The organism is Parabacteroides sp. CH2-D42-20 (assembly GCF_003670185.1).
GTDB classification, from domain to species: domain Bacteria; phylum Bacteroidota; class Bacteroidia; order Bacteroidales; family Tannerellaceae; genus Parabacteroides; species Parabacteroides distasonis.
In genome coordinates, this window is record NZ_RAYG01000013.1 from 170,253 (window position 1) to 182,205 (window position 11,953).

An 11,953-nucleotide genomic window follows, 5' to 3' on the forward strand; every position below is an offset into this window, starting at 1 on the left:
AAGGAAAATAAGAACACATAAAAAATAGACAATAAGCCGGATCAGCAATAATTCATTGTACAACTTACAAATGCAACCAATCATAAATATCCAACTAGCTTATTGCTTATCTCAATTATTTTACAAACCTTTGCGACCATAATATTAAACTAAAATCTTTACTATGGAATTACAAACGATACAAAACAAGATTTATGAGATCAGAGGGCAAAAAGTCATGCTGGATTTTGATCTGGCGGAAATGTATGGAACGGAAACTGCCCAATTGAAACGTGCGGTCAGACGTAATATAGAACGCTTTGAAGGAGATGATTTCATGTTTGAGTTAACCAAGGAGGAACTTTCAAGATGCCAATTTGGTATCTTGAATAAAGGAAGAGGTAGTAATTTCAAATATAAGCCTTTTGCTTTCACGGAATTAGGGGTGGCTATGCTTAGTAGTGTGCTAAATTCTAAAACTGCCATAGAAATCAACAGAAACATTATGAGAGCCTTTGTCGCTATCCGGAATTATACCTTACAAACTATCACTAGTTCCATCGAAATTAAAGAACTACAAGAACGTATCAAATCTCTTGAAATGGCTAATGAGGAAACCCTTTGCGCTATCAATGATCTCAGTGAAGACACCCAAAAGTCTTTGGATGATATTTACATAGCTCTTTCCGAACTGGCTACAAAGAAAAAGAACAATGCTAAAAAGCCTAAAATTGGTTATATCAAATAAAGTAAACTAATAAGTTCTTATACTATGGAATTACAAGCGATACAAAACAAGATTTATGAGATCAGAGGGCAAAAAGTCATGCTGGATTTTGATCTGGCGGAAATGTATGGAACGGAAACCGCCCAATTGAAACGTGCGGTCAGACGAAACATAGAACGCTTTCCTGATGATTTTATGTTCACATTAACAATTCAAGAATTTAACAACTTGAAAAACAATATGGTATGCCAAATTGGCATCTCAAAGAAAGGAGGTAACCAATATGCTCCATTCGCTTTCACGGAGCAAGGTATAGCAATGCTTTCTTCTGTACTCAGATCCGATACAGCCATTAAAGTCAATATCTCTATCATGCGTGCTTTCGTCGGCATACGACAAATAATAAGTTCTTCCTCCCCTTTGCTTGAACTCCAACAAGAAGTAAAGGAACTCAAAGCGTATATCGAAGAAGCATTTGCCGATTACAACGACATCAACGAAGATACCCGTACGCAACTTGAGCTAATCAATCTGTCACTCGCTGAGTTACAAGCGAGAAGAACCTAGAATCAATCTCGCCCCCGGATTGGTTACGTGAAATAAACAGTTCATGTAAATAACTCATATAAAATAAATAAATTCACTAACTTTGTGGCCTTAAATAGAAAACGATACAAAAACGATAAACGATCATGGAGTACAATTTCAGAGAGATTGAGAAGAAGTGGCACGACTACTGGATTGCCGAAAAGGTTTATAAAGTCGAAAAGGACACGAATAAGCCTAAATACTATGTATTGGACATGTTCCCCTATCCTTCCGGTGCGGGATTGCACGTTGGCCACCCGCTCGGTTATATAGCTTCTGATATTTATTCGCGTTTCAAACGTTTGCAAGGTTTTAACGTATTGCACCCGATGGGTTACGACGCTTACGGATTGCCCGCCGAGCAATACGCCATCCAGACCGGCCAACATCCGGAGATCACGACAAAAAATAATATAGCCCGTTATCGGGAGCAATTGGAAAAGATCGGTTTCTGCTACGATTGGAGCCGTGAGATCCGTACCTGCGATCCCGAATATTACAAATGGACGCAATGGGCCTTCATCCGGATGTTCAACAGCTACTACTGCAACGACGAGAAGCAAGCCCGCCCGATCAGCGAGTTGATACAGGCTTTCGAGACCAGTGGTACGGAAGGTCTGAACGTAGCTTGCGGAGAGGAACTTAGTTTCACCGCCGAGGAATGGAAAGCCAAGAGCGATAAAGAAAAACAAGAGATATTACTCAACTACCGGATCGCTTATCGTGGCGAGACCATGGTAAACTGGTGTGCCGCCTTGGGTACCGTATTAGCGAATGATGAGGTCGTGAACGGTGTTTCCGAGCGTGGAGGCTATCCGGTGGAACAAAAGATCATGCGCCAATGGTGCTTACGTGTATCCGCTTACGCGCAACGCCTGTTGGACGGATTGGATACGATCGACTGGACGGATTCCTTGAAAGAGACCCAAAAGAACTGGATCGGACGCAGCGAAGGTGCCGAGGTTCGCTTCAAGGTAAAAGACAGCGACAAGGAATTCACGATCTTTACGACCCGTGCCGATACGATGTTTGGTGTTACCTTCATGGTATTAGCTCCGGAAAGCGAATTGGTTCAACAATTAACTACGGCAGACCAAAAAGCAGAAGTAGACGCTTACCTAGATCGTACCAAGAAACGTACCGAGCGCGAGCGCATCGCCGACCGTCAGGTAACCGGTGTATTCAGTGGTTCCTATGCTATTAACCCGTTTACGGGCGAGGCGGTTCCCATCTGGATCAGCGACTATGTATTGGCCGGCTACGGTACGGGAGCGATCATGGCGGTTCCGGCGCACGATAGTCGCGACTACGCTTTCGCGAAGCATTTCGGACTGGAAATCCGCCCCTTGGTGGAAGGTTGCGACGTAAGCGAGGAAAGTTTCGATGCCAAGGAAGGTATCGTATGCAATTCTCCGAGAGCCGGCGTTACTCCTTATTGCGATCTTTCCTTGAACGGACTGACGATCAAGGAAGCGATAGCCGCTACCAAGAAATACGTAAAAGATCACGATCTGGGACGTGTGAAGATAAACTACCGCTTGCGCGACGCTATTTTCAGCCGCCAGCGTTATTGGGGCGAACCGTTCCCGGTATATTACGACGCCGATGGCATGCCTCAGATGTTGCCGGAAGAATGTCTGCCCCTGTTGCTGCCGGAAGTAGATAAATTCTTGCCTACCGAGACGGGCGAGCCTCCATTAGGACACGCCGTTAAATGGGCTTGGGACACGGTAAACCAAAAAGTCACCGAGGTATCGAAGATCGATAACCAGACGATCTTCCCGCTAGAGCTTTGTACGATGCCGGGCTTCGCCGGTTCTTCCGCTTATTATTTGCGCTATATGGACCCGCATAATGATAAAGCCTTGGTAGCTAAAGACGTGGATGAATATTGGAGAAACGTGGATTTATATATCGGTGGTACGGAACACGCTACCGGCCACTTGATTTACAGCCGTTTCTGGAATAAGTTCTTGTTCGACTTGGGTATCGTTTGCGAGGAAGAGCCGTTCAAGAAATTGATCAACCAAGGTATGATCCAAGGACGCTCGAACTTCGTGTACCGCATCAACGGAACCAATAAATTCGTTTCCTTGAACTTGAAAGACCAATACGAGGTCACCCCTATCCATGTAGACGTAAATATCGTATCTAACGATCTGTTGGATATAGAGGCTTTCAAGAACTGGCGTCCGGAATACAACGACGCGGAGTTCGTATTGGAAGATGGTAAATATATCTGCGGATGGGCGGTCGAGAAGATGTCCAAATCCATGTTCAACGTAGTGAACCCGGATATGATCGTTGAGAAATATGGTGCCGATACCCTACGTTTGTACGAGATGTTCCTAGGCCCGTTGGAGCAATCCAAGCCTTGGGATACGAACGGTATCGATGGCGTACACCGTTTCTTAAAGAAGCTTTGGGGCTTGTTCTTTGGCAATACGGATACCCTGCAAGTTACCGATGCCGAGCCTACGGCCGACGAATTGAAATCCTTGCATAAGCTGATCAAGAAAGTAACGTTCGACATCGAGCATTTCTCATACAACACGTCCATTAGCGCCTTCATGATTTGCGTGAACGAGTTAACGAGCTTAAAATGCAGCAAGCGCGCCATCTTGGAGCCGCTGATCACTTTATTGGCTCCGTTCGCTCCTCATATAGCGGAAGAGCTATGGCATCAATTAGGACATGATACGACCATCTGCGATGCCCGGTGGCCGAAACACAACGAAGAATATCTCAAGGAGAAATCCGTTGTTTACGCGATCTCATTCAATGGTAAAGCTCGCTACAACCTAGAGCTACCGGCGGATATTTCTAAGGAGGACGCCGAGAAAGCGGCTTTGAATCATGAGAACTCAGCGAAGTGGATGGAAGGCAAGGCCGTTAAGAAAGTTATTGTCGTTCCCGGCAAAATCGTTAATATCGTAGTGGGATGAACTTAAAACTCACAAAAATCTATTTTTCCGTACAGGATTATCTAATGATCCTGTTCGGAACTTTATTATACGGATTCGGATTCAACGCCTTTATCCTTTCCAACGAGATCGTGACAGGTGGGGTAAGTGGTATCTGTGCGTTGATCTTCTTTGCCTCCAATGGATTGATCCCGGTATCCGTATCTTATTTTGTCATCAACGTAGCCTTGTTGGTGGTAGCCTTAAAGATCCTTGGTCTAAAATTCTTGATAAAAACTATTTTCGGAGTTTTCTCACTCTCGGCTTCTCTCTCTCTCTTCGAGTGGCTGCTGAAAGGACAACCTATACTGCACGACCAGCCGTTTATGGCTATCATAATCGGAGCGTTTATGTGTGGTGCCGGACTAGGATTGGTATTCTCGGCGAACGGTAGTACCGGAGGTACGGATATTATCGGTGCGGTAATCAATAAATATAAGAATATATCGATCGGACGTATCCTTCTGTTTTGCGATTTCTTCATCATCAGTTCCTCTTTCTTCCTGTTCCATAACGTGGACAAGATCGTTTTCGGTTTCGTGGAGATGGTCATAAGCAATTACGTTCTCGACATGGTATTGAACGGTAACCGCCAATCCGTACAATTCCTCATCTTCTCCCAGAAGTACGACGAGATAGCGGATCGCATCATCCATGACTTAGGCCGTGGCTGTACGATACTGGACGGCGAGGGCGGTTATTCCCGCAAACCCGTCAAGGTAGTCGTACTACTCGCCAAGAAATCCGAATCCGTCTCCATCTTCCGGATCGTGAAACGGATAGACCACCAAGCGTTCATCTCCCAAAGCATTGTCCGAGGGGTATATGGTGAGGGGTTCGATCAGATAAAGACTTAAAAAAGAATATACAAACAATTTAAAGCATTTCCATACGTTATATATCTACCGTATAGAAATGCTTTCTTATTTAATAGATTACGAAATATGAAACTTGTATTCGCGACAAATAATCAACACAAACTGGACGAGGTCCGCAAGATAACCGCCGGATACGCGGAAATCATAAGTTTATCCGATATAGATTGCCATGACGATATCCCCGAGACGGCAGATACCTTAGAGGGAAATGCTTTGCTAAAAGCCCGCTATATCAAGGAGAAATTCGGATATGATTGTTTCGCTGACGACACGGGATTAGAAGTCGAGGTATTGAATAATGCTCCGGGAGTCTATTCGGCTCGTTACGCAGGAACAGAGCACGACTCGGAAGCTAATATGAACAAGCTGTTGTCCGAAATGAATCATAAAGAAAACAGAAAAGCACGTTTCCGCACGGTCATAGCTCTAGTCCTTGACGGAAAAGAATATACCTTCGACGGTATCGTGAATGGCTCTATCACTACCGAAAAACGCGGAGATAGCGGATTTGGATACGATCCTATATTCATGCCTGATACCTATACACAAACTTTCGCCGAGATGGGTAACGATACAAAAAACCAGATCAGCCATCGTGCGAAAGCCGTCATGAAGTTAACATCATTTTTATCTGATTACAATTGTTAATATGAGACATATACTTACTATCATTCTATTTTCATTTTTTTCATTCACTGTATTAGCCGCTAATTTTAATACAACCGGATGGAAAACGTATCTTTCTTACAATAACACAAACAGCGTAGAGGAATCGAACGACCAAGTATTTGTGGTAGCGGAAGGATCTCTTTATACGTATGGAAAAGATGATAATAGTATTAAGCAATATTATAAAGGAAACGGATTAAATGATAATACGATTTCTTTGATCCGCTATAATAAACAAACAAAATCACTCCTTATTATCTATGATAATTCAAATATAGATATACTTGAGGGAGGAGTGGCGACAAATCTACCTTATCTGTCGACCAGTACGTCCATAAGAGACAAACAAATCAATTCAGTATTGGTACATGATGAATATGCCTATTTATCGACAGCATTTGGTATCGTCGTGGTCAATATGGCCAAAAAGGAAATAAAAGATACCTACAAGCTTTCCTTAAATATAACATCGTGTGCCATACAGAATGGCAATATATATGCCTCTACAACCAATAAGGCAGAAGTATCTTCGGGGATTATATACGCCTCATTAAAAGAGAACCTACTGGATAAGGCAAACTGGAAGCCCTATGGATTATCAAACCTTTCCGATAGTCATACGATCTCAGCTATCGCTTCATTCAAGAATACTTTGTTCTACTTGGTCAGTCAGCAAGGTATCTTCTATGAAAACAATGGAGAGCTTTCCCGAATAATAAATAGCTCAACCCTAAAATACATGAAAGTAATAGGCGAAAAATTAGCATGTATAGATAACTCAAGGGTTTTCATCGTATCCGATACGCAAAAGTTTGACCAAATAAACTTAAGTATCAATGATATCAGTACCTATCAAACAGACAAATATTGGATAGCGGAAGGAAGCAAAGGGCTACGTTCTATCCAACGGAAAGGATCAAATAGTTTTGAGGCTCTTAATGAACCTATCATTTTAGACGGACCTTACAGCAATAGCGCATTCGATATTGTTTGTAAAAATGATAAAGTATATATGATCATAGGAGGTAAAGACCTCCTAAATGGTAAGCGCTTCGACAAAGGAGGTTATATTCTTACATACGATTATGATAAATGGTCTTTTATCGATCCTAAAGAAGCCCAAAAGAAACTCAATTTACCAAGAAATCCACGAGACTATACAAGTATAGCCGTAACGACCGATGATTCTAATGATGAGATCGTATACGCCTCTTCCATGGGTGATGGCGTTATCCAATATAAGAATGGAACTCCCGTCCAGTCATACAATGAAAAGAATGCCTTTAAAGAAACCGCAGGAGGCTATGGGTCCGGTTATTGTTATATAGATGGACTGGCCTTTGATAAAAATGGAAATTTGTGGATGACAAGCTCAGAGGTTAACCATGCGGTACTTGTTCTTGACAAAGCAGGAGCATGGCATCGTTTGGATATCGAGCAACTTAGAGGAGTTTATACAATAAACGATATACTTATAACCTCCACTAACGACAAATGGATTTATGTGCCTCGTAACACCCCTAAACTTGTAATGATACCGAATAGCGAGTCTTTAGACGAAGTTTCCTCGTATGAGTTTACTACACTTATTGATACCGACGGAAAAGAATTGACTCCTAGTAATTATACATGCGTAGCCGAGGATAAGGATGGATATATCTGGGTTGGTACGAATCGGGGAGCCGTATACTTCACTAAACCTAGGATCTCTTCCGCTGAGGATAAAGCCGCTACACGTTGTACAAGGGTAAAATATACCAATGAGGAAACTGGCAATCTCGCTTATTTCTTAGATAACGTTGTCGTCACGACCCTAAAAGTAGACGCAGGTAATCGAAAATGGATTGGAACCAAAGGAAATGGCGTCTATGTTCTAGATAATGATAATGAGACAATCGTTTATCAATTTAATACGACCAATAGCCCGCTCCTTTCCGATAACATATACGATATAGAGATAAACGATAAGACCGGTGAAGTTTTTATCGGTACCGATAAAGGACTAAATTCCTATCAAGGAGAAGCTTCGGAAGGTAAATCTGATTACTCGGAGATCTACGCATATCCTAATCCGGTACGTCCCGAACATATGGATAAAGTAACGATTGTAGGATTAATGGATAATTCGAATGTAAAAATCACGGATTTAAACGGAAATATTATTTATCAAACTAAATCCTTGGGGGGGCAAGCTATCTGGAATTGCCGGAACGCAAACGGATCACGTGTAGCGACAGGCGTATATCTTGTACTAGCTTCCACGGAGGAAGCCTCAGAGAGCGTCGTAACAAAAATCATTGTAGTCAAATAGAACAATGAATCAATCAGAGAAAGTTTTACTCAACTCCAGATTAATAAATCAAGTAAAAGAAGCGAATAATTTTGATTTTATTCGCTTCTTTCTTGCGTATTCTGTCATGTTCAACCATTTCAGCACACTGACAGAGACAGATCCTTTTTGGTTTGTTAGCGGAGGATTTCGAGTGAAAGGTTTCTTTATTATTAGTGGATTTCTTGTTATGTTTAGCTTCTTACGTACGCCTAATACCCGGATTTTTTTCCGTAAACGTATTCAACGTATTATGCCCGCCTACAGCTTGACTATTTTATTATGTGCCTTAATCGGATTATTCCTTACTTCCTTATCCTGCAGGGAATACCTCACCTCTTCTAGCTTATACACCTATCTTATCTGTAATTTACTTACATTTAACTTTTTATCGCCGGATTTACCCGGCGTATTCGATACCAATCCTTTACAAGCGATGAATGGGTCTTTATGGACTATCAAGGTTGAATTCATGCTATATATCACCATACCCATTATCTATTGGTTACTGAAAAGATACAATAAATTGGTATGCCTACTTCTTATTTATATCTTATCTTTCATCTACTCGACAACGTGTAATTATTTAGATGATATGACACACAACCCTATTTATGAATTCATGAAAAGACAATTCCCCGGACAAATGATGTACTTTTGTTCTGGTATTATCATACTTGCCTATTTCCCTATTTTTCGAAAATATATGAGATATTTGTTCCCTGTCAGCCTATTTCTTTTATTGGGTAGAGAGTATCTGTTGCTGAGTATTTTCGAGCCTATCGCTCTAGCCTCTATCATTATCACGGTAGCTTACGGATTCAAGTGGTTACATGTATTCAACCGGATGGGAAATTTCTCGTATGGTATCTTCTTGATTCATTTCCCGATCATCCAGATATTCATTCATTACGGACTTGATCAATATAGCTTTATATTGACATTGGCTCTTACCACTATCCTTAGCACCGGATTAGGTATGTTATCCTGGAAATACATAGAGAAACCTTGTTTATATCATCCTAAAAAGAAAAACCAGATGAACGCAATGCTCGGATGATCTGATCTGTTATCTTCTCCGCTCCTTTCGCAGCGATTAATGCCAAGAACCAAATCCCACCATCCGTAAAAGAGGGAAACAACTACGATTGCAGAATTTATTTGTAGTCGTAGTTGTTTCCCGAAGACAAACCAATACAGTAAAGATACAATATCAATGCTTTATACCCTCGAACATCTCCGAGCGATCTTCTTTCGCTTGGGTGGATTTAGCCTTGAAACTATTAAATGTCCAACTCAACGTCAACGTGATTTGTGGATATTTGGGTTTGATACGTGTCAGGGAGCGTAAATCTGCCGTTTGGATATCGCTGATATATTTGGCAGAACGGAAAATATCCCGGAAAGCTAAGGTAGCGGTTAGTTTTCGGTTACATAGTTGCTGGCGAACGGCTACGTTCGCATACCAATAAGCGTCCGTACGGCCCTGCGTCGTTACGGAAGGGCCTACAAAACTACCATCCAATTGGATACGGGTGTATTTCCCCAGATTAAACAGGTTATTCCATAGGATATCGTAATTGGTGCTTGAGGTCGTATTTCCACCGGCGGCCTGTTCGTTCTTCACCTTATAGTGATAAACGTTTCCGTTGACCGTGGTATTCCACCAGCGCACCGGATGCAGGCTGACGCTTAGCTCGATACCCGTCGAGTAATCATGTCCTACATTCGCCATCGAATCCAAGGTTACACCAGCTGAATAGGGAACACGCAACCGCTCGATCTTATCCTTCCGATACCGATGAAAGGCGGTGGCGGATACCGTGTTTTCCCCGAAACTCTTCCGGTAGTTCAATTCAAAGGAGTTGATGTACTCCGGACGTATATCCGGATTACCGATCTCGGCCGTATAAAAGTCGCGATACGTGATATAAGGCTCCATATAGAAAAGCTGCGGACGTGTGGTACGACGGGAATAGGAAGCCAACAAACGATGCTCATTCGGGAACGTATAGCCCAAATGCACCGATGGGAAAAACTCAAAACGATTCTTCGTACGATCCGCTCCCTCCACGGAACTTCGCAAGACCGTATGCGTATGCTCTCCCCGAACGCCGGCTTGCGCCTCTAAATTCTTCCACGTATGGGAAAGAATCGTATAGATAGAATTCACCCCTTCTTGAAAATAAAACGTGTTGTAGATATCGTCACGCCAAAAGAACGTTTGTCCCTTGGGGTCCCACCATTCCATATTGTAATCGCCGTCTTCCAGATAAGAATAATATTGGTAACCCGCCTCTAGCTTACCTCCTTTCCCGAAAGGCAAGGCGTAATCCAGATTGATACGCATCGTTTCCCGGTGCTCGGCCTCATAAGCACGGTGCCCCTGTTGGCGTTGCCCTTCCAAGGACATCAAGTCGTTAAAGAAATATTCCAAGGCATGGCCGCCATATTTGTAATAAGCACTACCGGAAAGCTCGTGTCCCTTATCGTTGAACTTATGCTGTACCGCCAGACTTCCCAAACCTATATTCTCATCATTATCATAATCATCTATGCTTCGATAATCTTCCGTCACCGGAGAGCCGCCCGCTACCGAACGGGTTTCCTTATAGTTCATCTCTCCCTTACGCTTATTTCCGCCATAGCCGCCCTCCAGATCCAACGCGATGGTTGTCTTGGGAAGATTCAGGCTCCAACCGCCTTTCATCGTATAATGATAGCTGTTTCCCGTACGAGGCCCGACGGAATGCGAGGTAGTGGTCTGATCGCCCACCACCGTCATCTTCTCTTGGTCGAAATCACTCTTGCGCAACCGGTCTGTCCACTGTCCGCCGATGTACCAACGGGAACGCTGATGTTGCTGCGCCAACAAGAAATCGACATGGCGGGAAAGCCACGTACTTCCCGAGAGATTCACCATCCCGCTCAATCCCCGCTGGGAATGCTTCTTCGTGATAATATTAATGATACCCACGTCGCCTTCCGTATCATGCTTGGCGGAAGGTGTCGTGATAATCTCTATATTCTCTATATGCCCGGCCGGGACTTGCTCCAAAGCCTGTGTACCCGAGAAGACACTCGGCTTACCATCTATGTAAACCAAAAAGCCGCTGCTTCCACGAAAAGTAACATCGCCTTCCGCGTCTACCCGTATGGAAGGCGTATTCTCTAATATATCCACGGCGGAACCGCCTCCTCCCATCATATTGGAAGAGGCCTCGACCACTTTCTTATCCAACTTATAAACCAATTGGCGTTTCTCGGCCACTACCTCCACTTCAGCGATACCTACCTCCAAGGGACTCATCATCAACTTACCTAAATCCACCGGAGACGAGGCATCCAAGATGATATCATTCTTTGTAAACACATCATATCCCATCAGACGGACCATGACCACATAATTACCCGGAGCCACCTTAGTAAACGAGAAACGTCCTTGATCGTCCGGAAAAGTCTGTTGCAAAGGTTTTTCACTTCCCATCGTAAACAGAAAGATATCCGCATAATTAATCACTTGATTCGTAGAGGCATCTATTAACTGCCCCTTAATACGGGCATTCGGAGAAGTAGCCCACGAGAGCGCACAAATCACCCATAATAAGGCCAACATTAGTCCTATCTTTTTCATGATATTGAGAATTACAATTAGATTTCTACGCAAAAGTAACTAAATTCAGAATGTTACGGTAATTAATAGCGATCATTCTTGATATATTCTTTCCCGGGATCGTCCGAGTTTGTCTTATACTGATATAGGTAGACACATTCAATAACAATAAAATGTGTAATTATTATGCGCAAAAAACATGAGCAT

Annotated in this window: 8 protein-coding genes; 7 read left to right on the forward strand and 1 reads right to left on the reverse strand. The window is 42.9% G+C overall.

Annotation, left to right across the window (positions count from 1 at the left end; all coding sequences use genetic code 11):
• The first annotated feature begins 163 nt into the window (after positions 1-163).
• From D7V92_RS10410 to D7V92_RS10440, 7 genes are all read left to right on the forward strand, one after another.
• Positions 164-727 (forward strand): ORF6N domain-containing protein, encoded by a 564-nt coding sequence (locus tag D7V92_RS10410; protein WP_121772828.1) that lies wholly within the window; start codon positions 164-166, stop codon positions 725-727.
• A 24-nt stretch (positions 728-751) separates the two neighbouring features.
• Positions 752-1,273 (forward strand): ORF6N domain-containing protein, encoded by a 522-nt coding sequence (locus D7V92_RS10415; protein ID WP_121772829.1) that lies wholly within the window; start codon positions 752-754, stop codon positions 1,271-1,273.
• A 125-nt stretch (positions 1,274-1,398) separates the two neighbouring features.
• A complete protein-coding gene (gene leuS, locus D7V92_RS10420) occupies positions 1,399-4,239 on the forward strand; it encodes a leucine--tRNA ligase (protein ID WP_121772830.1) in 2,841 nt (946 codons plus the stop codon).
• The gene (locus tag D7V92_RS10425; protein ID WP_005860386.1) at positions 4,236-5,114 is read left to right on the forward strand and encodes a YitT family protein; all 879 of its coding nucleotides are present in this window, start codon (positions 4,236-4,238) and stop codon (positions 5,112-5,114) included. The genes leuS and D7V92_RS10425 overlap by 4 nt, the downstream gene beginning before the upstream one ends.
• Before the next feature lie 87 nt (positions 5,115-5,201).
• Positions 5,202-5,783, forward strand: coding sequence for a non-canonical purine NTP diphosphatase (locus tag D7V92_RS10430; RefSeq protein WP_008773198.1), 582 nt, complete (start codon positions 5,202-5,204; stop codon positions 5,781-5,783).
• A gap of 1 nt (position 5,784) precedes the next feature.
• Positions 5,785-8,115 carry a T9SS type A sorting domain-containing protein gene (locus D7V92_RS10435; RefSeq protein ID WP_087345200.1) on the forward strand — a complete coding sequence of 777 codons (2,331 nt, stop codon included), beginning with the start codon at positions 5,785-5,787 and terminating at the stop codon, positions 8,113-8,115.
• A 4-nt stretch (positions 8,116-8,119) separates the two neighbouring features.
• Entirely contained in the window at positions 8,120-9,193 is a 1,074-nt protein-coding gene (locus D7V92_RS10440) for an acyltransferase (protein WP_005860380.1), read from the forward strand.
• A gap of 153 nt (positions 9,194-9,346) precedes the next feature.
• On the opposite strand, the gene D7V92_RS10445 is transcribed toward D7V92_RS10440, so the two are convergent.
• Positions 9,347-11,767: a TonB-dependent receptor gene (locus tag D7V92_RS10445; protein WP_121772831.1), complete on the reverse strand. Its 2,421-nt coding sequence runs from the start codon at positions 11,765-11,767 to the stop codon at positions 9,347-9,349.
• Positions 11,768-11,953 lie beyond the last annotated feature (186 nt).